Raw genomic sequence first — 21338 nt, 5'->3', positions numbered from 1 at the left:
CGTAGGCTGCAAGGTATGACGTCTGCTGCCGTGAGTGTGCGTGGGCTCTGGAAGCGGTTTGGGCAGCAAGTTGCCGTGGCCGGGATTGATCTGGAGTTGCCCGCTGGGAAGTTCATCGGGCTGGTCGGGCCCAATGGGGCCGGGAAGACCACGACCCTCTCCATGGTGACCGGGTTGTTGCGGCCCGATCAGGGGAGCGTCTCGGTCGTCGGGCATGACGTGTGGGCGGATCCCGTGGCGGTGAAGGCGCGGATCGGGGTGTTGCCGGAAGGGCTGCGGCTCTTCGAGCGGCTCTCGGGGCGTGAACTCCTCGGGTACAGCGGGCGGTTGCGGGGGCTGCCCGGTGCCGAGGTCGACAAGCGGGCCACGCAGCTTCTCGACGTGCTCGACCTGGCCGGGGCGCAGCACAAGCTCGTCGTCGACTACTCGACCGGTATGCGCAAGAAGATCGGGCTCGCCGCCGCTCTCCTCCACAACCCCGAAGTCCTGTTCCTGGACGAGCCGTTCGAGGGCGTCGACCCGGTCTCCGCGCAGACCATCCGGGGCGTCCTGGAGCGCTACACCGCCTCCGGCGCCACCGTCGTCTTCTCCTCCCACGTCATGGAACTCGTCGAGTCCCTCTGCGACTGGGTCGCCGTGATGGCCGCCGGCCGCATCCGCGCCCAGGGCACCCTCGCGGAGGTGCGCGGCGAATCCCCCACCCTCCAGCAGGCGTTCCTCGAACTCGTCGGCGCGGGCGCCCGCGACCACAGTTCCGACCTCGACTGGCTGGGCGGCGGCACCCGATGAGCGACACCACGACAGCGGTTTCGATCACTCCCGTGGTCGTACGTCTGAAGCTGTCCCTGCTCCGCAACGGTCTACGGCAGTCCGGTGGCCGGCGGGCCGCGTACGTCGCGTCGGCGGTCGTGGCGCTGCTGCTCGCCGCGCTCCAGTTGATCGGGCTGATCTCGCTGCGCGGGAACACGCACGCGGTCTCCGTGGTCGTCATCCTGGTGGCGGTACTGGGGCTGGGCTGGGCGGTGATGCCGGTGTTCTTCCCGACCGGCGACGAGACCCTCGACCCAACTCGCCTGGTGATGCTGCCACTTCGGCCCCAGCCCTTGGTACGAGCGCTGCTGGCGGCCTCGTTGGTCGGCATCGGGCCGCTGTTCACGCTGGTACTGCTGCTGGGGTCCGTGATCGCGGTGGCGCACGGGCCCGCCGCGTACGTCACGGCCGTTTTCGCGGTCGCCCTCGGGCTGCTGGTCTGCGTGGCCCTCGCGCGGGCGGTCGCCGCGGCCAACATCCGCCTGCTGAGCAGCCGCAGGGGGCGGGACCTGGCGGTGCTGAGCGGGCTGGTGATCGCGGTCGGCGTGCAGTTGGTCAACTTCGGTGTGCAGCGCCTGGGTTCGACCGGACTGTCCCAACTCGACGCGCCGGCAGAGGTGTTGCGCTGGGTACCACCGGCGTCGGCGATCGGCGCGGTGGACTCGGTGAGCAAGGGCTCGTACGGCCTGGCGACCGCCCAACTGACACTGTCGGCAGCCGCTTTGGCATCTCTCGTGCTCCTCTGGTCACGCAGCCTGACCAAGCTGATGACGGCACCGGACGGCTCGACGCTCCAGTCCGCGGAACCGGCGGCGAAGGACAGGGCGTCCACCGGTGGCCTGGCCCGCTTCCTCCCGTCCGGCCGCACCGGAACGGTCATGGAACGCAGCCTGCGCTACGTCTGGCGCGACCCCAAGACCAAGGCGGCGTGGGTGACCTCGCTGGCGATCGGGCTGATCGTGCCGGTGTTCAACGCGTTGCAGGGCACCGGCTCGGTGTACTTCGCGTGCTTCGCCGCCGGGATGCTCGGCATCCAGATGTACAACCAGTTCGGCCAGGACACGTCCGCGTTCTGGATGGTCGCGATGACGATCTCCACGACGCGGGACGCCTACGCCGAACTCCGGGCCCGCGCCTTGGCGTTGCTGGTGATCACCCTGCCGTACGCGGCACTGGTCACCGTCCTGACGACAGCGCTGCTCGGCGACTGGTCCCGGCTCCCGGAGGTCCTCGGCCTCTCCTTCGCCCTCCTCGGCGCGATGCTCGCGACCGGCGCCTGGACCTCGGCCCGCTTCCCCTACTCCATCCCTCAGGGCACCCACAAAAACGTCGCCCCCGGCCAGGCCGGCCTCGCCTGGATCTCCATCTTCGGCGGCATGATCTCCGCGGCCCTCCTCTGCGCCCCCGTCATCGTCCTCACCATCTGGGCAAACGTCAGCGCGGACGGCGACCGGTGGAGCTGGGTGCTGCTGCCTGCGGGGGCGGGGTACGGGACGGCGCTCACGTACGCGGGGCTACGACTGGCAGCACCGGGAACAGCGAGGCGGCTACCGGAGATCTTGGCAGCGGTCAGCAAGGGCTGACTTTCCGGCGCAGGGTCGGGCGATTCCGTCAGGGGCGCAGGGTCGGTCGATTCCCTCAGGGGCACGGAGTCTGGCGATTCCGTCAGGGGCGCGGGGTCTGGCGATTCCCTCAGAGGCGCGGGAGCGGTCGATTCCCTCAGAGGCGCGGGAGCGGCGCTTCTCAGGGGCACAGGGGTGGCGCTTTTCAAGATCGCGGGGGCGCCAACTTTCCAGCCCCCGGGACCTACGGCTTGCAGGGGCGCGGGGAACTGCGCGACCAGCCACAACGCACCCGCACTCGCCACACAGCCGCAACCCCCGAGCTCCTAGGCGATCTCACACCAGCACCCCGTCAAGAAACGGCTCAATAGCCGCCCGCCAGGCCTCGGGCTGGTCGTAGTGCACCAGATGCCCGGCATCGGCAACCTCCGCGTACTCCCCTCGCGGCAGCACCCGCACCATCTCCTGCGCCTCAGCCCGCCCCAACTCCCCGTCGAGCCCCCGAACGACCAGCGCAGGACACTGCACCTGAGCCAGCTCCTCCCAGTGCGCGTCGTACACCCACGTCTCCCGCGACTTCAGCATCTGCTCAGGCTCGAACACCGGCCGCCACCCGTCGCCAGACTCGTGCATGACCTCGGCGTAGAACTCCCCCCGGGACGGATTCGGCCGCTCCACCCACGGATCGTCCTCGCCGAACCACTTACGGACATCCGCAAGCGTGGCGAAGGGAGCGGGCCAGGACTCGAACCAGTCGGCCCACTCCCGCTGCGAGGCCGCGCCCAGCGCGGACGCCCGCATGTCGCAGATGATCAACCCCCGCACCAGATCGGGCCGTTTCGCCGCCAACTGCCACGCCGTGAGCGCGCCCATCGCGTGCCCGATGAGAACGACCGGAGCGAGCCCCAGCTGCTCCAGCGCCGCCTCCGCGTCCTCGACGTAGGCCTCGCGGGTGAAGGCCGCCCGGGGCGGCTTCTCGCTCTGGCCGTGGCCGCGCTGGTCGAGGGCGACGGCGCGGTGCCGTTCGGAGAGCCAGCGGGCGGTGGACGCCCAGTGCGAGGCACGGCCCATCAGGCCGTGCAGTAACAGAACTCCGGGTGCCCGCTCGGTCTCCCCCGACTTGGGCGGGTCCGCGAACTCCCATGCGGCCAGGCGTACGCCGCCTGCTCCGGTCACGTCGATGCGCCGCGCCATTGGTCCTGGGACCCCCCTAGCTCCGCACGGACCGCTCGCTCCCGCTTCGAGCCCACCGGTCCTGTGAACCACGCTCTGCCGCCTGTGCCGTTTCTTCCTGTCGCCGTCTCTTCTCTCGCTCGTCTCTTCCTACAGCTCATGCCCCGCTGGTTTCATCATCCACAGGTTATCGAATACAGATTCGAAAATACCGTCTCGGGCCGCAACACCCCTCGTTCGAGTGACCCGGCTCAAGGAATGATCGCCGCCGCCGAGGGGAGATCTTCAGCGGGAGGCGGACCGCTCGGGGAAACCGGTCCGAAGGGGATGACCTTGAGAGCTCGGGGCTCCGGGTCAGCACAGGGGAGGACAGGCCCCGGCGCCGCACGGCGCCGGGGCCCTCTCCACGTCTACGGCACATCCTCCCGTCCCCCTCACGGTCATATGCCTTACGCGACAGCCTGGCACGCGCAGCGCCGGAGCGCTGCGATTCAGCGCAGCGAATCTCGGATTCGCCGAGTTCGCCGACGGCCCCGCCGGGACGCCACAACTACCCCTCGCGCCCCATGAGTTGAACGACCCGCAGCTCAGCGCTCGGCCCGCCCCTCACCCCTCGGCTCAGCGCTTGGCCACGAACACGTGCGAGGCGACCTCCGACTCCAGCTCGGCCGCCTCACCGCCGCTGCCCACCAGCACCCCGCCCGCCGACTCCGTCACGCTCACCACCGAGCCGGGCTGCACGCCCGCGCGCCGGAGCGTGTACATCAGCTGCGCGTCCGTCTGGATGGGCTCGCCGATCCGCCGTACGACGACGGTCTTGCCGTCGACACCCGGGTCGAGGTCGGCCAGCGACACCATGCCCTCGTCCAGGAACGGGTCGGCCCCGTCCTTCTCGCCCAGCTCCTCAAGCCCGGGGATCGGGTTGCCGTACGGCGACTCCGTGGGGTGGCGCAGCAGCTCAAGGACGCGGCGCTCCACGGCCTCGCTCATCACGTGCTCCCAGCGGCAGGCCTCGGCGTGCACCTGCTCCCACTCCAGGCCGATCACGTCGACGAGCAGACACTCGGCGAGCCGGTGCTTGCGCATCACGCGGGTGGCGAGCCGGCGGCCCTCGTCGGTCAGCTCCAGGTGGCGGTCGCTGGCCACGGCCACCAGGCCGTCGCGCTCCATGCGCGCCACCGTCTGGCTCACCGTCGGGCCGCTCTGGTCGAGCCGCTCGGCGATGCGGGCGCGCATGGGGACCACACCTTCCTCCTCAAGCTCAAGGATGGTGCGGAGATACATCTCCGTGGTGTCGATCAGTCCGGACATACGTGCCCCTCGATTACCTCTGCCCGAAGCTCGACGGCTCCGCGGCGCGTGCGCTGGCCCTGGACTCAATTCTGACGCATACCACTGACAACCGTGCCGCGCCGCTGAAACCAGCCGGTTACGGCCACCTGTGGGCCCCTGCGCGGCGGCCCGCCACCCGGGTTCCCCGGCCTTGCCCGCCGTATTGACAGCGCGCTGGTCCAGACCGCACGGTGATCCGCGACACAGCCGCATGGCAACCGTACCGAAGGGGCTTCCGCATGAGCGACCGTACGCCGGCCGGCCAGTTCTTCGACGCCGCGATCACCCTCCTCCAGCGGGTCCGCGACGAAGAGGCCGACTCCGTCCAGGCGGCCGGCACGCTCCTCGCGGACACCGTCGCCGAGGGCGGGCGCCTCTTCGCCTTCGGTGCCGGGCACTCCTCCCTCGCGGCCCAGGACGTCGTCTACCGCGCGGGCGGGCTCGCCCTGATGAACCTGCTCACCGTCCCCGGAGTCGTCGGCGTCGACGTCATGCCGGCCACGCTGGGCTCCGCCCTGGAGCGCGTCGACGGCCTCGCGAGCGTCGTCCTGGAGACGTCACCGCTGCGCTCCGGAGACGCCCTGGTGATCATCTCGCTGTCCGGGCGCAACGCGCTCCCCGTGGAGATGGCGATGAAGGCCCGCTCCCTCGGTGTCCGGGTCATCGGCGTGACGTCGGTGGCGTACGCCTCGGAGACGACGTCCCGGCACGTCTCCGGGACGTATCTGAAGGACCACTGCGACGTCGTCCTCGACTCGAAGATCGCGATCGGCGACGCTGAACTCACCCTCGACACCATCCCGGCCCCCTTCGCCCCCGCCTCCACGGCCGTCACCACGGCCCTCCTCCAGGCGGTCATGGCGACGGCGGCGGCGACCCTGGCCGACCGGGGCATCGAGCCGCCACTGCTGCGCTCCGGGAACGTGGACGGCGGCCACGAGTGGAACGGCCGGGTCTTCGAGGAGTACCGGGACCGGATCTTCTACCAGTACTGAGCGACGGCCCAGTAGTGGCTCACTACTGGGTAGCGGCTCGCTTCTCGCCCGCCGCCTCCGCCAGATCCAGCGCGGCGGCGATCCGTACGGCCACGTCCTCGGCGTAGATCGAGTCGGACCGTTCGAACTGGCTGCGCCCGGCGCCCCGTAGGAACGTCACGACGCCCAGGGTGCGCCCCCGGCTGCGCAGCACCGCGCACAGGGCGTGCACGGCGTCCGTGGGCCACTGCCTGACCCGGGCCCACTCGCGGGCCTGCTCGGGCGGGACGTTGCCGATACTGGCCCGCACGGAGCCGACGCGTTCGACGCACTGCAGGGCGGGATGCCCCTCTCCGTAGCGCACGGGCAGCCCGGCGGCGCCGGTGAGGAGGCTGGGGCCGGGTGCCCCCGTGGGCGTAGCGGCGACCCGAATGAGTCGTACGGCCGCCGTACCACCGCGTAGGCCCTCACTGTCGTTCAAAGATCCGCCCGCGACCCGGTCGATGAGGGCGTGGTCGGCGAAGCCGGCGAGAGCGAAGTCGAGGTGGACGGTCGCCGCGTCGCGCGGGTCCTCGCACTCGGCGGCGGCGCGGGCGGCGCGGTGCAGTTGCTGAGCGCGGAAGCGCAGCAACGACGCCTCCTGCTCCAACTGCTTGGCCTCGGTGACGTCCTGGAAGAGCCAGCCGACGCCGAGCGGCACCGGTTCCTCGGTGAGCGGCGAGGAGAGCCGCAGGAAGCCACTCCGCCAGCAGCGCCGGAGATTGCCCTCCGGCGTCCGTACACTCACCCAGATCTCCGCGGGCGCCGGCGGCGCACCCTCGGCGAGCACATGCGTGAGCGCGGCCTCCAACTCCTCGACCCCTTGGGCGAGCAGCTCACCAAGGGGCCGCCCGAGCACGGAGGTACGCCCGGTACCAAGCGCACGAGCGGCATGCGAGTTGACGACAGCAGGCCGCAAGTCCGCATCAACGAGCACAACACCCCAGGAGGCATCCTCAAAGAGGGCCTCACTCAAGGCGATTGACCGCTCAAGGTCGATCTGGGCATGCACTTCGCTGAAGGCGCAGTAGACCCCGGCGGGCTTCCCGTCGGGCCCGCGCACGGCGGCGGACTGGGTCCGCACGAGCACCCGCCCACCGTCCTTGGTCAGCAGAGCGAACTCGTGGACCTGCCGCCCAGGGGCCTGCATGGCGGACATGAGCCGCCCCTCGACCTCCTCGGCGTCCGCACTCCGCACGGCCCACCCGGCGAGCCCCTGCCGCCCCACGGCCTCGGCCGCGGTCCAGCCCAGGATGCGCTCCGCCTCGCGGTTCCAGTGCGTCAGCACCCCGTCCGCGTCGAACGCGCACAGCGCCGCGTCCATCCCGTCCAGCAACGCGGCCAACAGGTCGGATCCGCCGACCCCTTCGGGCTCACCGTCCCGCTCGGGCTCGTCGGGACCCAACTCATCGGTGGTCCCACTACGCCGGGAAGCACTCACCTGGACCCCCTGCAGGCTGCGTCCGCGGACACGACGCGTCGGTTCACTCACTCCCCCTCATTCAACTCGAACGTGACGCAGCACACACCGAGTTCCCGCAAGATTGAGGGAATCGTTGTACGACGCCGGCTCGCTCCCGGCACACTCGACCGATGCCCGCCCGTCTCCCGCTCGACGAACGACTCACCGCGCCACGGACGACACTGGCTGGAACCCGACCACGAGGTACCTCTTCCAAACAACCTCGTCGCAGCCGGAGTTGACGGTCCCGCCCTGGCCTACGGAGTCCACGACCGCAACCGCAGGGTGATCCACAAGTCGGTCTCGCCATCCAGCACATAGCGCTCGGTCTCGACGAAGCCCCGCGCCTCGGCGAACCGCAGCCCGTCCGTGTTGGCGGCCAGGACGACGGTCTCGATCGCACCGGCGCCGAGCGCACGCGCGCGCGTGAGGCCGTTTTCGTAGAGGGCGACTCCGTAGCCGCGCCGCCGGAAATCGGGCAGCACGCGCGCGATGACGGTCGCCACCGCGTCCTCGCCCTGCGGGGGCCGCACGGTGGAGCAGCCCACGAGCACGTCCCCCAGGTAGGCGTTCTCCAGCCGGTTCCGCCCGCTCCGCTCCCGCACCTCGTCGAGGGACAGCGCGGCGGGCGGCACGATCAGGTTGTGGACGTGCCGCCAGTCCTGGAGGGCGTCCTCAGCCTCCGGATCCACCGGTTCCATACGCAGGTCGGTCATGGGCCGGAACCTAGATGACCAGCGCATTCTCGTCCAGTGAGTTCATAACTCGAAAAAAGCGGTTGATCCGTCGGCGAGGGGTTCCTAGGGTGGCGAGTACTTCGGAAAGGAGGTGGTTCGGCAGATGTATGGAAACCGGACGGAAGAGGTGACTGCGGGCTAGTGGCCCGCCGTCGTACTCGGTTCGGCGCCGGACCAGCGTGTGTGAGTTGCGCGCAACCGGCCTAACCCAACGCAGTCACCCGACCCGCGAGCTCGCCGGTACGTCCGGCCGGCTCCCCCGCTGTGAGGCGGAGGGACCTGAGCTCGCGGGTCGTCTGTGTTTCCGGGGCCCTGCGGGTCAGGGGCTCAGGCGGTCCACTCGCCAGGTGCCTGCCGGTTCCGCCGTGTAGCGGAGGCGGTCGTGGAGGCGGTTTTCCCGGCCCTGCCAGAACTCGACCGTCTGGGGGGCGATGCGGAAGCCGCCCCAGTGCGGGGGGACCGGGACCTGTTCGCCCTCGGGGTAGCGGGCGAGCAGGCCGGCGTACGACGACTCCAGTTCGGCCCGTGAGTGGATCACCGTGGACTGGGTGCTGGCCCAGGCGCCGAGCTGGGAGCCGTGCGGGCGGGTGCGGAAGTACGCGGCGGTCTCGTCGCGGCCGGTGCGGCGGGCGGTGCCGGTGACCAGGACCTGGCGGGCCATCGGGTGCCAGGGGAAGAGCAGCGAGACGTACGGGTTGACGCCGAGTTCGCGGGCCTTGCGGGAGTCGTAGTTCGTGTAGAAGACGAAGCCCTGGGCGTCGTAGTGCTTCAGGAGGACCGTGCGGGAACTGGGGCGGCCCTCGGCGTCGGCGGTGGAGACGACCATGGCGTTCGGCTCGTAGACGAGGTCCTGGAGCGCTGCCTCCTCGAACCAGCGGCCGAACTGTGTCATGGGGTCGGCTGCGAGGTCCTTCTCGTCGAGGCCCTCCGCGCGGTACTGCTCGCGCATCACGGCGGGGTCGAGGCGGGGATCACGGTCGGTGGGATCGCGGTCGGTCACACGATCATCCTGCCGTACGGCGGTGTGGGGGCGGGGCGGTTGCGTGCGGCCCGTCTGCGGTCACGTGGGGTCGCCTGCCCTCGCGGGCCGTCGCGTGCGGTCGCGAGTTCGGGTGGCACTCAGTGCCGTAGACCCTCCCCTTGTGTGGCACCCGGCGTTATGGTGCTGATGTCTCTATCTTCGGCCCGCGAGTCCTCCGTGACCGTGGAGCCACAGCATGAGGAGCCGCCTGATGTCCGACCTCGACCCCTCCTTTGTACCCGGACTCGAAGGAGTCGTCGCTTTCGAGACGGAGATCGCCGAACCGGACAAGGAAGGCGGCGCCCTGCGGTACCGGGGCGTCGACATCGAGGATCTGGTCGGTCACGTCTCGTTCGGCAACGTCTGGGGGCTGCTCGTCGACGGCGCCTTCGACCCCGGGCTGCCGGCCGCCGAGCCGTTCCCGATCCCGGTGCACTCGGGGGACATCCGCGTCGACGTACAGTCCGCGCTGGCCATGCTCGCGCCCGTGTGGGGCCTCAAGCCGCTCCTCGACATCGACGAGGAGCAGGCCCGCGACGACCTCGCCCGCGCGGCCGTGATGGCGCTGTCGTACGTCGCCCAGTCCGCGCGCGGGCAGGGGAACGCGATGGTTCCGCAGAGTGAGATCGACAAGGCGCACTCGGTCGTCGAGCGGTTCATGATCCGGTGGCGGGGGGAGCCGGATCCGAAGCATGTGGCTGCCGTGGACGCGTACTGGACGTCCGCTGCCGAGCACGGCATGAACGCGTCTACCTTCACGGCTCGCGTCATCGCCTCCACCGGTGCCGATGTCGCCGCCGCGCTGTCCGGTGCCGTGGGTGCGATGTCCGGGCCTCTGCACGGTGGGGCGCCGTCCCGGGTGCTCGGGATGATCGAGGAGATCGAGCGGACCGGGGATGCCGAGGCGTATGTGCGGCAGGCGCTCGACAAGGGTGAACGGTTGATGGGGTTCGGGCACCGGGTGTACCGGGCCGAGGATCCTCGGGCTCGTGTACTGCGGCGTACCGCGCGGGAGTTGGGGGCGCCGCGGTTCGAGATCGCGGAGGCGTTGGAGAAGGCGGCGCTGGCGGAGTTGCATGCGCGGCGGCCCGATCGGGTGCTGGCGACCAACGTCGAGTTCTGGGCGGCGATCGTGCTGGACTTCGCCGAGGTGCCGGCGCACATGTTCACGTCGATGTTCACGTGTGCGCGTACGGCGGGATGGTCGGCGCACATTCTTGAGCAGATGCGGACGGGGCGGCTTGTGCGGCCGTCCGCTCGGTATGTGGGGCCGGAGTCTCGTGGGCCTCAGTCGATCGAGGGGTTCTCGGATATCGCCCGCTGAAGGGGGGCCTTGGGAGCGTGGGCGGGTGCGGGCTCGATGTGGCTGGTCGCGCAGTTCCCCGCGCCCCTGAAAGACCAAGAGCCCTCACCCCAAGGTGTGTTCCAACAGCACCGCCCACTGAGCCACAACCCTCTCCCGCCTGCCCCTGTCGTCCGTGAGCAGGTTGGCCAGGCCCAGGCCTCTCGCCATGTCCAGGAGGCCCTGGACTGTCTCCCGCACTCCCTGCCGGGACTCGTCCGCGTTCAGCAGCTCGACCGCGATGCGGTGGGTCTCGCGGCCCACCTTCGCCTCCAACTCGGTTACCCGGGGGCGGAGTTGGTCCTCGTTCGACGCGGCTACCCAGAGGTGGAGGGCCGCGCGGAACAAGGGGCCGGTGTAGAGGTCGACGAGGGCCTCGACCACGGCTCGGCGGTCTGCGGCGCCCTGGGGGAAGAGGGAACGCAGTGCCGTGGAGCGTTCCTCGGCGACGTACTCGACCGCCGCCGTGAAGAGGTCCTCGCGGGTGGGGAAATGGTGTTGGGCGGCGCCTCGGGAGACGCCGGCGCGTTCGGCCACGACGGAGACCGTGGAGCCGGCCCAGCCGTGTTCGGCCAGGCAGGACACGGCGGCTTCCAGGAGGCGTTGGCGGGTGGCCCGGCTGCGGTCCTGCTTGGGTCTGCGGTCGACCGCGCCCGGCGCCGTCGTCGCGCTCACACCACCCATGCGGGATCCCGTCGTTCGAGGAATGCTGTCATCCCCTCGCGGGCCTGCGCGGAGCCGAACAGCCGTGCCGAGAGCGCGGTCAGGTCGGCCGCGTCCCGGTCGAAGGATTCCAGCACCCTAGCCGTGAGCAGCCGTTTCGTCTCGGCCAGGGCCTCGGGAGCGGCCCGGCGCAGGCCGTCGAGGATCGGTGCCAGTGCCTCGTCCACGTCCTCTCCCGCCACCGTCAGCAGACCTGCGCGGGTCGCCTCCGTCGCGTCGAAACGCTCGCCGGTGAGGTAGTAGCGGGCCAGGAGTCGGGGGTCCGTGCGGGGAAGGAGTGGGAGGGAGATCACCGCCGGGGCCACCCCGATCCGTACCTCTGTGAAGGCGAAGGTGGCGGACTCGGTCGCGGCTGCCGCGATGTCGCAGGCCGCGAGCAGGCCCAGGCCGCCTGCCCTTACGTGGCCTGTCACTCGCGCCACCACCGGCTTGGGGAGTTCGATGATCCGGCGGAGTACGGCCACCAGGGCGTCCGGGGGTGGCGGGTCCCGCAGGTCCGCGCCCGCGCAGAACGTGTTGCCGGTGTGGGTGAGGACGATCGCCCGTACGTCGGCGTCCTTCGCGCACTCCGTCAGCGCGTCCGCCAACTCGCCCACCAGGGACGCCGACAGCGCGTTCCTGGTCGCCGGTGAGTCCAGGCTCAGGGTCTCGATACCACGTGCGCGTGTACGACCGATCAGTGTCATGCGCGGCCTCGCAGTTCCCGGCGCAGGATCTTGCCGGAGGCGGCTCGTGGGACGGCATCGACGAAGCTGACCATGCGGACGCGTTTGTACGGGGCGACGCGTTCGGCGACGTACATCAGGACCTCGCTCTGGGAGAGGTCCAGGGCGGTCTGCTGGCGGACCACGTAGGCGTGCGGGACCTCGTTGTTGTCGTCGTTGTACTCGCCCACGACGGCCGCGTCGGCGATGCCGGGGTGGGTGAGCAGGAGGGCCTCCAGTTCGGCGGGGGCCACCTGGAAGCCCTTGTACTTGATGAGTTCCTTGACCCGGTCGACGACGAACGTCCAGCCGCCGTCGTCCACGTAGCCGACGTCCCCGGTGCGCAGCCAGCCGTCCCGGTCGATCATCGCGGCGGTGTCGTCGGGGCGGCCGAGGTAGCCCTTCATCACCTGGGGGCCGCGGATGAGGAGTTCGCCCGCCTCGCCGATGCCGAGGTCCTTGTCGGGGTCGTCGAGGGAGACGATCCGCATCTCGGTGCCGGCGATGAGTTTGCCCACGGTTCCCGGGGGTGCGGTGGGCATGTCCCGTACGGGGACCACGTGGGTGCCCGGGGACAGTTCCGTCATGCCGTACGCCTGGCCCACGGGCGGCAGGCCCAGGCGCTGGGAGCAGGCGGCGGCGAGGTTCGCGTCGAGGGGGGCGGCGGCGCTGATGATGTATTTGAGGGACGAGAGGTCGTACTGGGCGACCGCCGGGTGCTTGGCGAGGGCCAGGACTATGGGCGGGGCCACGTAGAGGCCGGTGATGCGGTGGTTCTCGATGGCCGCGAGGAAGGTCTCCAGCTCGAAGCGCGGGAGGACCACGACCGCGGCACCCTTCCTCAGGGGGGCGTTCATCAGGGCCGTCAGACCGTAGATGTGGAAGAAGGGGAGCACGGCGAGGATGCGGTCGCCGGGGCCGGTGGGCACCGCGGGCTCCAACTGGGCGAGGTTCGTCGCTATTTGGCGGTGGGTGAGCATCACGCCCTTCGGGGTGCCCGTCGTGCCCGAGGAGTACGGGAGGGCCGCCACGTCCGTCACCGGGTCGATGTCGACCACCGGCTCGGGGGCCGTGCAGCCGAGCATGTCGGCGAGGGAGCGGTGGCCCGGCGCGCTGTCGCAGACGAATATCTCCTCGACGCCGCCCGCGAGTTCGGCGGCACGGCGTGCCGCGTCGACGAGTGGTGACAGGGTGACGATCCAGCGGGCCGCCGAGTCGCGCAGCTGCTTGGCGAACTCCTCCGGGGTGGCGAGCGGGTGCACCGTCGTGACGGAGGCACCCGCGCGCGTGGCGGCGTAGAACGCCAGGGGGAAAGCGACCGTGTTGGGGCTGTGCAGGGCGAGCACGTCCCCCTTGCGCACGCCCGCGTCCGCGAGGCCGGCCGCGATCCGCCGGTGGAACGCGTCGAGTTGGGTGTACGTGAGCGTGGTGCCGTCCGTGCCGTCCACCAGCGCGGGTTCGTCGCCGAACTCGGCGGCCCGGGCCAACACCGCGTCGTGGATGGGGAGTTCGACGGCCGGAACGTCTGCGTACTCGCTGCGGAACATGGTTCCTCCTGGCGCGGCACTGGGCTTCTGGCGGGCTTCGGGCCTTGGGCTAGTACGACTTGGGCAGGCCCAGGGTCTGGTGGGAGACGTAGTTGAGAATCATCTCCCGGCTCACCGGAGCAATACGAGCCACGCGCGCGGCGGTTATCAACGAGGCGAGCCCGAATTCCCGCGTGAGGCCGTTGCCGCCGAGGGTGTGCACGGACTGGTCGACGGCCCGCACGCAGGCCTCGCCGGCCGCGTACTTGGCCATGTTGGCGGCCTCGCCCGCGCCCACGTCGTCACCGGCGTCGTACAGGTACGCCGCCTTCTGCATCATCAGGCGGGCGAGTTCGAGGTCGATGTGCGCCTGGGCGAGGGGGTGCGCGATGGCCTGGTGGGCGCCGATGGGGGCGTCCCATACGGTGCGGTCGCGCGCGTACTCGATGGCTCGGGCCAGCGCGTAGCGGCCCATGCCGATCGCGAAGGCGGCGGTCATGATGCGTTCGGGGTTGAGACCGGCGAAGAGCTGGAGGAGGCCGGCGTCCTCGTCTCCGACCAGTGCGTCGGCGGGGAGTCGTACGTCGTCCAGGGTCAGCTCGAACTGCTTCTCCGTGGCCTGGAGTTCCATGTCTATCTGGCGGCGGGTGAAGCCGGGGGCGTCTCGCGGGACGATGAACAGGCAGGGCTTCAGGCGGCCTGTGCGGGAGTCTTCCGTGCGGCCGACTATGAGGGTCGCGTCGGCCAGGTCGACGCCGGAGATGAAGACCTTGCGGCCGGTGAGGAGCCAGTCCGTGCCGTCTTTGCGGGCCGTGGTGGTGATGCGGTGGCTGTTGGAGCCGGCGTCGGGTTCCGTGATGCCGAAGGCCATGGTGCGGGTGCCGTCGGCCAGCGCGGGCAGCCAGGTCTGCTTTTGTTCTTCGGTGCCGAAGCGGGCGATTACTGTGCCGCAGATTGCTGGTGACACGACCATCATCAGGAGGGGGCATCCGGCTGCGCCCAACTCCTCCAGGACTATGGAGAGTTCGGAGATGCCGCCTCCGCCGCCGCCGTATTCCTCGGGGAGGTTGACGCCTAGGTAGCCTAGTTTGGCCGCCTCGGACCAGAGTTGTTCTCGGTCGTAGGTCCGGCCGTGGCGTTTTCCTAGGGCGGAGACGGCTGAACGTAGGGCCTTGTGTTCTTCGGTTTCGGTCGTGGGCATGTGGCTCCCTCGTTGTGGCTGGTCGCGCAGTTCCCCGCGCCCCTTTTAGGTGGGCTTGATTACCGCCAATAGGGCGGCTAGCTGTACCTGTTGGCCAGGTACAGCGTTCAGGGCCGTCAGACTTCCCGTGACCGGGGCTGTGATCTTGTGTTCCATCTTCATTGCCTCCAGCCACAACAAGGGGGCGCCTGCTGCTACTTGGGCTCCTACCGCCAAGCCCTCCGCCACTCTCACCACCGTGCCCGGCATCGGTGCCAGCAGTGAACCGGGGGCCAGTTGGGCGGCTGGGTCGGGGAAGCGAGGAAGGGCTGTCAGGGTCGTCGCGTTCACGTACACCTGGTCGTCGCCGTAGCTCGCGACCTCGAACTTCCTCTGCACGCCGTCCACTTCGAGTACGACTCGACCCGCGTCCGCGTGGATGACGCGTACCCCGTCCGCCGTCAGGCCCTCCCGCGTGTGGCGGTAGTGGACCTCGTGCTCCTCGCCCGCCATGGTGTAGCGCTTGGTCTGGGGCTGGGAGGGGAGATTGCGCCAGCCGCCTCCTCCGAAGCGGGAGCGGCCGTGGGTGTCGGCGAGGGCTGCGGCGAGGGGGGCGTGCGGGTCGGGGGCTTGTCGGGTGAGTTCCGGGAGGTGGCGGTCGTAGAAGCCCGTGTCCATGTGGGTGGTCGTGAACTCCTTGTGGCGAAGGGAGTTGACGAGGAGGGCGCGGTTGGTGATCGGGCCGTGGATGGTCGTCCGTTCCAGGGCGCCGGCGAGTTTGCGGAGGGCTTCGGCGCGGGTGGGGGCGTGGGCTACGACCTTGGCGAGCATCGGGTCGTAGTGGATGCCTATGGTGTCGCCGTCGGTGTAACCCGTGTCGAGGCGGACGCCGTTCGGGACGGCCAGGCGGTGCAGGGTGCCGGTCTGGGGGGTCCAGTCGTGGGACGGGTCCTCGGCGTAGAGGCGGGCCTCTATCGCGTGGCCGCGCGCGCTCGGGGGTTCGCTTTCGAGGGGCTCGCCCTCCGCGATGCGCAGTTGCAGGGCCACCAGGTCGATGCCGAACACGGCCTCTGTCACCGGGTGTTCGACCTGGAGGCGGGTGTTCATCTCCAGGAAGTGGGCCTGGTTGTCGGAAGAGACCAGGAACTCGACCGTTCCGGCGCCTTCGTAGGCGACCGCGCGGGCGGCGCGTACCGCCAACTCGCTCAGCTCCTCGGTGAGTTGATCCGGCAGGCCCGGGGCCGGGGACTCCTCGATCACCTTCTGGTGGCGGCGTTGGAGGGAGCAGTCGCGGGTGCCGAGGGCCCAGACCGTGCCGTGGGTGTCGGCGAGGATCTGTACCTCGACGTGTCGGCCGCCTTCCACGTAGGGCTCGACGAAGACCTCGCCGTCGCCGAAGGCACTGGCCGCCTCGGCCCGGGCCGCCGTCAACTCGGCTTCCAGGTCCGCGAGTTGGCGTACGACGCGCATACCGCGTCCACCGCCGCCCGCCGCGGCCTTCACCAGGACCGGGAGGTCGTTCTCGGTGACGTGTTCCAGGGGGGCGATGCCCATGAGTTGCTTGGCGCGGGTCTTGGAGGCCATGGCCTCGATCGCCTCGGGCGGGGGGCCGATCCAGAGCAGGCCGGCGGCCTGGACGGCGCGGGCGAAGTCGGCGTTCTCGGAGAGGAAGCCGTAGCCGGGGTGGACCGCGTCGGCGCCCGCCGCGACGGCCGCCTTCACTATCAACTCCCCGCGCAGGTAAGTCTCCGTGGGCGTCGAGCCAGGCAGCCGTACCGTCGCGTCGGCCACGCGTGTGTGGAGCGCGTGCTCGTCGGCGTCCGAGTGGACGGCGACCGTGCGGATGCCGAGCTCGCGGCAGGTGCGGAAGATCCGGCAGGCGATCTCGCCCCGGTTGGCGACAAGGACGGTCGAAATCACGTGGCCCCTCACATCGGTCATGGCCGTCACATCCGGAAGACGCCGAAGCCACCGCGCGCGCCCTCGTAGGGCGCGGTGTGGATGGCGGACAGGCACAGGCCGAGGACGGTGCGGGTGTCGCGCGGGTCGATGACACCGTCGTCGTACAGCCGCCCCGACAGGAACATCGGCAGGGACTCGGACTCGATCTGCTGCTCCACCATGGCGCGCAGCGCCGCGTCCGCGTCCTCGTCGTAGGGCTGCCCCTTCGCCACGGCCGACTGGCGGGCGACGATCGACAGGACGCCGGCGAGTTGCTGGGGGCCCATGACGGCGGACTTGGCGCTGGGCCAGGCGAAGAGGAAGCGGGGGTCGTAGGCGCGGCCGCACATGCCGTAGTGGCCGGCGCCGTACGAGGCGCCCATGAGCACGGACAGATGCGGTACGCGGCTGTTGCTGACGGCGTTGATCATCATCGCGCCGTGCTTGATGATGCCGCCCTGTTCGTACTCCTTGCCGACCATGTAGCCGGTGGTGTTGTGCAGGAAGAGCAGCGGGATGTCGCGCTGGTTGGCCAACTGGATGAACTGGGCGGCCTTTTGGGACTCCTGGCTGAAGAGGACGCCTTGGGCGTTCGCCAGGATGCCGACCGGATAGCCGTGCAGGGCGGCCCAGCCCGTCACCAGGCTCGTGCCGTAGAGGGGCTTGAACTCGTCGAAGTCGGAGCCGTCGACGAGCCGGGCGACGACCTCGTGCGGGTCGAAGGGGGTCTTGAGGTCCCCCGGGACGATGCCGAGGAGTTCGTCCTCGTCGTACTTGGGAGGCGCGGCCGGGGCCGGATCGCCGTACGCCTTGCGGTGGTTGAGGCGGGCGACGACGCGGCGCGCCTGGCGCAGCGCGTCCTGCTCGTCCACGGCGAAGTGGTCCGCGAGGCCCGAGACGCGCGCGTGCATCTCGGCGCCGCCGAGCGACTCGTCGTCACTCTCCTCGCCGGTCGCCATCTTCACGAGCGGGGGTCCGCCGAGGAACACCTTCGCCCGCTCCTTGACCATGATCACGTGGTCGGACATGCCGGGGATGTACGCGCCGCCCGCGGTCGAGTTGCCGAAGACGACGGCGATCGTCGGGATGCCGGCGGCCGAAAGCCGGGTCAGGTCACGGAAGATGGCGCCGCCCGGGATGAAGATCTCCTTCTGCGAAGGGAGATCGGCGCCGCCGGACTCGACGAGGCTGATGCAGGGGAGGCGGTTGGCGAGGGCGATGTCGTTGGCGCGCAGGGCCTTCTTCAGCGACCACGGATTACTGGCTCCCCCGCGCACGGTGGGGTCGTTGGCGGTGATCAGGCACTCCACGCCTTCCACCATCCCGATGCCGGTGACGAGTGAGGCGCCGACCGCGTAGTCGCTGCCCCAGGCGGCGAGCGGGGACAGTTCGAGGAAGGGGGTATCGGGGTCGAGGAGCAGTTCGATGCGCTCGCGGGCGAGCAACTTGCCGCGTCTGCGGTGCCGTTCGACGTATTTCGGCCCGCCACCGGCGAGCGCCTTCGCGTGCTCGGCGTCGAGTTCGGCGAGTTTGGCGAGCATGGCCTCGCGGTGGGCCGTGTAGTCGGGACCGTTGGTGTCCAGGGCGGTCGGAAGGACGGTCACAGGAGTGCCTCCGGTATGTCCAGACGGCGGGAACGCAGCCATTCGCCCAGGGCCTTGGCCTGCGGATCGAAACGATGCTGGGCGGCGACGCCCTCGCCGAGGATCCCCTCGACGACGAAGTTGAGGGCGCGAAGGTTGGGCAGAACGTGCCGCGTGACGCCCAACTCGGCTGTCTCCGGCAGGAGTTGCTGGAACCGCTCGACGGTCAGCGCATGGGCGAGCCAGCGCCACGCCTCATCCGTACGCGCCCACACCCCCACGTTGGCGTTCCCTCCCTTGTCACCGCTACGGGCCCCGGCGACCAGACCAAGGGGCGCCCGCGCCGTGGGCCCGTCCGGCGGAGGCTCGGGGAGGGCCGGCTGCGGAACGTCTTCCAGTACGCGGGTGCCGTGGGCCGGGGCCACAGGAATCCGGCGCCCGTCGTGGAGGACGGCCACATGGTCGACGTCGCCATGGGGGACATACACATCATCGAAGACGCCATAGGGCGCTCCCTTTCCAGGTGGGGTCAGCACATGGAAGCCGGGGTAACTGGCCAGTGCGAGTTCGACGGCGGCGGCGCTCAGCGCCCGTCCGACGACCTCCGGGTCGGCATCCCGCACGACGAGCCGCAGCAACGCGCTGGCGGTCTCCTCCGTGGAGGCGTCCGCGTGGTCGGTACGGGCGAGATCCCAGCGGAGTTCACCGGGCCGGGACTTGGCGTTCTCCTCGCCGAACGCGGCCTCCATCTGCTCCCGGACGAGCGTGGCCTTGCGCTCGATGTCGAGGCCGGTGAGCACGAAGGTGACCTCGTTGCGGAAGCCGCCGAGCCGGTTGAGCCCGACCTTGAGGCTCGGCGGCGGAGCCTCTCCCCGCACACCCTCGATCCGAACCCGGTCGACCCCGGCCCCTGTCCCGTCCTCACCGATCCGGACGGTGTCGAGGCGGGCGGTGACATCGGGACCGGCGTATCGGGCGCCGTGCGTCTCGTAGAGGAGCTGCGCGGTGACGGTACCGACGTCCACGACTCCCCCCGTGCCGGGGTGTTTGGTGATGACGCAGGAGCCGTCCTCATGGATCTCGGCGAGCGGAAAGCCGGGGCGGCGGAGCTTTTCGGGCGCGTGCTCGGTGAAGAAGGCGTAGTTGCCGCCGGTCGCCTGGGTCCCGCACTCCAGCACATGTCCGGCGACCACGGCCCCCGCGAGCCGGTCGTAGTCGTCGGCCCCCCACCCGAAGTGCGCGACGGCGGGCCCGGTGACCAGGGCGGCATCGGTGACCCGCCCGGTGACCACGACGTCGGCCCCCGCATCAAGACAAGCGGCGATCCCGAAGCCCCCGAGATAGGCGTGCGCGGCAAGGGCGTCCGGATACCGCCCGGCGAGATCGTCCCCCTCGACATGCGCGACCCGTACGGCTATCCCGAGCCGGTCGGCCAACTTCCTTACGGCGTCGGCGAGTCCAGCGGGATTCAGCCCCCCGGCGTTGGTGACGATCCGCACCCCACGCTCCTGGGCGAGCCCGAGACACTCCTCCAGCTGCTTGAGGAAGGTACGGGCGTACCCGGCGCCGGGGTCCTTCAGCCGGTCCCGGCCCAGGATGAGCATGGTCAGCTCGGCGAGGTAGTCACCGGTGAGGACGTCGAGTTGGCCGCCGGTGAGCATCTCGCGGAGGGCGTCGAAGCGGTCGCCGTAGAAGCCGGAGGCGTTGCCTATGCGGAGGGGAGCGACAGTGGAGGTCACTGTCCAGCCCCCTTCGGCTTCGGCGGGCGTCCAGTACCAGGCGGCCCCGCGAAGGCCTGGGCGATGTCGAGCCAGCGATCGGCGTCGGGGCCGACCGCTTCCACGGCGAGGTCGGTGCGGTGGGCGCGCTGGGTGACGAGGAGGCAGAAGTCGAGGGCGGGGCCGGTGACACGTTGGGGAGCGTCTTCAGGGCCGTAGACCCACAACTCACCGGAGGGAGCGCGGAGTTCAACACGGAACTCCCCGCTCGGTGGGGTGAGCCCGTGCACACCGAAGGCGAAGTCACGTGCGCGCACACCGATGCGCACCACATGCCGGAGCCGGTCCGTAGGCGGCCGGACCACACCGACCGCGTCGGCGACATCCTGCCCATGGGCCCAGGTCTCCATCAGCCGACCGGTGGCCATGGAGGCGGCCGACATGGGTGGCCCGTACCAGGGGAAACGGACTCCTGTGGGCGCGGCGTACAGGGCTGCCAGCAGGGCCGTCCGCCCGGCCCGCCAGTCGGCGAGGAGTTGGGCCGGCGTCTTCGCGGCCCCCTCCTGCGCACCCGCGTCCACGAACGTCTCGGGAGCTGCGAGCGCCTTCTCGACCAGCGCGCGGAACGCTTCCCCGTCCGTCACGGCGAGCAGGGCGGAGTGGTCGGTCCAGGCCAGGTGGGCGATCTGGTGGGCGACGGTCCAGCGGGCGGCGGGCGTCTCGAAGGCCCAGCCCTCCGGCCTCAACTCGGCTACCAGCCGGTCGAGTTCCTCGCTCTCGTCACGCAGGTCGTCGAACACGCGCGTCGGATCGGACATGGGGGGAGCATGGCAGGGGCATTAGAAACAATCAAGCGTGCTTGCATTATTAGACGGGGCGGGATGAGGGAATCTGGGACCCGGGGGGAGTGCCGTGGGCCTGAGTTGTGACGTGTCCGTTGGGCCGCCCGCTTCTTGGTCAGTGTCGGGATTGCGGGAGCCGAGTAAAGGGCGCTCCCTGCGGTCGCGTCGGCTGTGCCGATTCCGCTGCGCTCCACCCTTGACTCGTCTCCCGCAATCCCGTGGTGAGAAGCGAGCGGGCGGCCCCGAGGGATGGGTGGCCAGGCACGAATCCCGTCGGGTGGGCTGCGTTCTGGTCCGGGGTGAGGGAGCGCGCTCGCGTCTCGCCAGCACGCCGGGCGGGCTCAGCGGCCAACCCCCGGCAGGTCGGCGGGTCGGTGGGTGGTTGCGGGAAGCCGGGGGTAAATCTAACCACCGTGGCAGGATTTTACTGGTGAGAGATGACCCCGGCTTCCAGAGAAGAGTGGGCCGGGTCGAGGCAGGGGCGCTGGCGTCTGGCCTGCACGTCGGTTCGGCTCAGCGGCCACCGGCCAACGGCCGGTGGGGGGGGTGGAGGCTGTGGGTAAAACTAACTGGTGTGGTGTGCCGTTACCGGTTAGAAAAGACCCCGGTTTCCAGCGAGGGTGGGGTCGGGGGCGAGGTGGCGCGCCCGCACGCGGGGCCCGTTCAGCG

General features: G+C 70.2%; 17 protein-coding genes. 4 read left to right on the top strand and 13 right to left on the bottom strand.

All coding sequences use genetic code 11. The annotated features are described in order from the left end of the window. The first annotated feature begins 15 nt into the window (after nt 1-15). Nucleotides 16-789 carry an ABC transporter ATP-binding protein gene (locus OG226_RS28505; RefSeq protein ID WP_328682376.1) on the top strand — a complete coding sequence of 258 codons (774 nt, stop codon included), beginning with the start codon at nt 16-18 and terminating at the stop codon, nt 787-789. Then, nucleotides 786-2393 carry a transporter gene (locus OG226_RS28500; RefSeq protein WP_328682374.1) on the top strand — a complete coding sequence of 536 codons (1608 nt, stop codon included), beginning with the start codon at nt 786-788 and terminating at the stop codon, nt 2391-2393. Before OG226_RS28505 ends, OG226_RS28500 begins: the two co-directional genes overlap by 4 nt. Nucleotides 2394-2708: 315 nt before the next feature. Here OG226_RS28500 and OG226_RS28495 read toward each other — a convergent pair whose 3' ends face one another. Both OG226_RS28495 and OG226_RS28490 read right to left on the bottom strand, forming a co-directional pair. Beyond that, complete coding sequence (locus OG226_RS28495) at nt 2709-3566, bottom strand: alpha/beta fold hydrolase (RefSeq protein ID WP_328682372.1); 858 nt, start codon at nt 3564-3566, stop codon at nt 2709-2711. Nucleotides 3567-4163: 597 nt separating this feature from the next. Continuing rightward, the gene (locus tag OG226_RS28490) at nt 4164-4856 is read right to left on the bottom strand and encodes a metal-dependent transcriptional regulator (protein ID WP_328682370.1); all 693 of its coding nucleotides are present in this window, start codon (nt 4854-4856) and stop codon (nt 4164-4166) included. A 260-nt stretch (nt 4857-5116) separates the two neighbouring features. On the opposite strand from OG226_RS28490, the gene OG226_RS28485 reads away from it, so the two are divergent. After that, nucleotides 5117-5872 carry an SIS domain-containing protein gene (locus OG226_RS28485; RefSeq protein WP_329350443.1) on the top strand — a complete coding sequence of 252 codons (756 nt, stop codon included), beginning with the start codon at nt 5117-5119 and terminating at the stop codon, nt 5870-5872. 22 nt (nt 5873-5894) lie between these two features. On the opposite strand, the gene OG226_RS28480 is transcribed toward OG226_RS28485, so the two are convergent. The 3 genes from OG226_RS28480 to pdxH form a co-directional block, all read right to left on the bottom strand. Further along, nucleotides 5895-7331 (bottom strand): PAS domain-containing protein, encoded by a 1437-nt coding sequence (locus OG226_RS28480; protein WP_328682366.1) that lies wholly within the window; start codon nt 7329-7331, stop codon nt 5895-5897. Between the two features lie 278 nt (nt 7332-7609). Beyond that, nucleotides 7610-8068 carry a GNAT family N-acetyltransferase gene (locus OG226_RS28475; protein ID WP_328682364.1) on the bottom strand — a complete coding sequence of 153 codons (459 nt, stop codon included), beginning with the start codon at nt 8066-8068 and terminating at the stop codon, nt 7610-7612. 340 nt (nt 8069-8408) lie between these two features. Next, a complete protein-coding gene (gene pdxH, locus OG226_RS28470; RefSeq protein ID WP_329350442.1) occupies nt 8409-9089 on the bottom strand; it encodes a pyridoxamine 5'-phosphate oxidase in 681 nt (226 codons plus the stop codon). Between the two features lie 232 nt (nt 9090-9321). Here pdxH and OG226_RS28465 point away from each other — a divergent pair, with 232 nt between their 5' ends. Continuing rightward, nucleotides 9322-10434: a citrate synthase 2 gene (locus OG226_RS28465; RefSeq protein ID WP_329350441.1), complete on the top strand. Its 1113-nt coding sequence runs from the start codon at nt 9322-9324 to the stop codon at nt 10432-10434. A gap of 84 nt (nt 10435-10518) precedes the next feature. Here the strand turns inward: OG226_RS28465 and OG226_RS28460 are convergent, their stop codons facing one another. Genes OG226_RS28460 through OG226_RS28425 form a run of 8 tightly spaced genes read right to left on the bottom strand, consistent with a single transcriptional unit; the run spans nt 10519 to nt 20645 of the window. Beyond that, nucleotides 10519-11136 (bottom strand): TetR/AcrR family transcriptional regulator, encoded by a 618-nt coding sequence (locus tag OG226_RS28460; protein WP_328682359.1) that lies wholly within the window; start codon nt 11134-11136, stop codon nt 10519-10521. Further along, nucleotides 11124-11861 carry an enoyl-CoA hydratase family protein gene (locus OG226_RS28455; RefSeq protein ID WP_329350440.1) on the bottom strand — a complete coding sequence of 246 codons (738 nt, stop codon included), beginning with the start codon at nt 11859-11861 and terminating at the stop codon, nt 11124-11126. Before OG226_RS28455 ends, OG226_RS28460 begins: the two co-directional genes overlap by 13 nt. After that, nucleotides 11858-13426: a 4-coumarate--CoA ligase family protein gene (locus OG226_RS28450; RefSeq protein ID WP_329350439.1), complete on the bottom strand. Its 1569-nt coding sequence runs from the start codon at nt 13424-13426 to the stop codon at nt 11858-11860. The genes OG226_RS28455 and OG226_RS28450 overlap by 4 nt, the downstream gene beginning before the upstream one ends. A 49-nt stretch (nt 13427-13475) precedes the next feature. After that, a complete protein-coding gene (locus tag OG226_RS28445) occupies nt 13476-14606 on the bottom strand; it encodes an acyl-CoA dehydrogenase family protein (protein WP_328682353.1) in 1131 nt (376 codons plus the stop codon). 45 nt (nt 14607-14651) lie between these two features. After that, nucleotides 14652-16526 carry an acetyl/propionyl/methylcrotonyl-CoA carboxylase subunit alpha gene (locus OG226_RS28440; protein ID WP_329350438.1) on the bottom strand — a complete coding sequence of 625 codons (1875 nt, stop codon included), beginning with the start codon at nt 16524-16526 and terminating at the stop codon, nt 14652-14654. 5 nt (nt 16527-16531) lie between these two features. After that, entirely contained in the window at nt 16532-18130 is a 1599-nt protein-coding gene (locus OG226_RS28435; RefSeq protein WP_329350437.1) for an acyl-CoA carboxylase subunit beta, read from the bottom strand. After that, the gene (locus OG226_RS28430) at nt 18127-19848 is read right to left on the bottom strand and encodes an acyclic terpene utilization AtuA family protein (RefSeq protein ID WP_328682347.1); all 1722 of its coding nucleotides are present in this window, start codon (nt 19846-19848) and stop codon (nt 18127-18129) included. The genes OG226_RS28435 and OG226_RS28430 overlap by 4 nt, the downstream gene beginning before the upstream one ends. Next, the gene (locus OG226_RS28425; RefSeq protein WP_328682345.1) at nt 19845-20645 is read right to left on the bottom strand and encodes a TIGR03084 family metal-binding protein; all 801 of its coding nucleotides are present in this window, start codon (nt 20643-20645) and stop codon (nt 19845-19847) included. The genes OG226_RS28430 and OG226_RS28425 overlap by 4 nt, the downstream gene beginning before the upstream one ends. Nucleotides 20646-21338 lie beyond the last annotated feature (693 nt).

Origin of the sequence: Streptomyces sp. NBC_01261 (genome assembly GCF_036226385.1) — a bacterium.
In the GTDB taxonomy this organism is placed as follows: Bacteria; Actinomycetota; Actinomycetes; order Streptomycetales; family Streptomycetaceae; genus Streptomyces.
Note: the sequence above shows the minus strand (reverse complement) of the source record. Positions and strands in the feature narration are given on the sequence as shown.

Coding starts and splice junctions, on each gene's coding strand:
- OG226_RS28500 (WP_328682374.1), top strand. CDS start 786: ATGAGCGACACCACGACAGCGGTTTCGATCACTCCCGTGGTCGTACGT.
- OG226_RS28475 (WP_328682364.1), bottom strand. CDS start 8,068: ATGACCGACCTGCGTATGGAACCGGTGGATCCGGAGGCTGAGGACGCC.
- OG226_RS28505 (WP_328682376.1), top strand. CDS start 16: ATGACGTCTGCTGCCGTGAGTGTGCGTGGGCTCTGGAAGCGGTTTGGG.
- OG226_RS28485 (WP_329350443.1), top strand. CDS start 5,117: ATGAGCGACCGTACGCCGGCCGGCCAGTTCTTCGACGCCGCGATCACC.
- OG226_RS28495 (WP_328682372.1), bottom strand. CDS start 3,566: ATGGCGCGGCGCATCGACGTGACCGGAGCAGGCGGCGTACGCCTGGCC.
- OG226_RS28445 (WP_328682353.1), bottom strand. CDS start 14,606: ATGCCCACGACCGAAACCGAAGAACACAAGGCCCTACGTTCAGCCGTC.
- OG226_RS28490 (WP_328682370.1), bottom strand. CDS start 4,856: ATGTCCGGACTGATCGACACCACGGAGATGTATCTCCGCACCATCCTT.
- OG226_RS28465 (WP_329350441.1), top strand. CDS start 9,322: ATGTCCGACCTCGACCCCTCCTTTGTACCCGGACTCGAAGGAGTCGTC.
- OG226_RS28460 (WP_328682359.1), bottom strand. CDS start 11,136: ATGGGTGGTGTGAGCGCGACGACGGCGCCGGGCGCGGTCGACCGCAGA.
- OG226_RS28425 (WP_328682345.1), bottom strand. CDS start 20,645: ATGTCCGATCCGACGCGCGTGTTCGACGACCTGCGTGACGAGAGCGAG.
- OG226_RS28455 (WP_329350440.1), bottom strand. CDS start 11,861: ATGACACTGATCGGTCGTACACGCGCACGTGGTATCGAGACCCTGAGC.
- OG226_RS28450 (WP_329350439.1), bottom strand. CDS start 13,426: ATGTTCCGCAGCGAGTACGCAGACGTTCCGGCCGTCGAACTCCCCATC.
- OG226_RS28440 (WP_329350438.1), bottom strand. CDS start 16,526: ATGACCGATGTGAGGGGCCACGTGATTTCGACCGTCCTTGTCGCCAAC.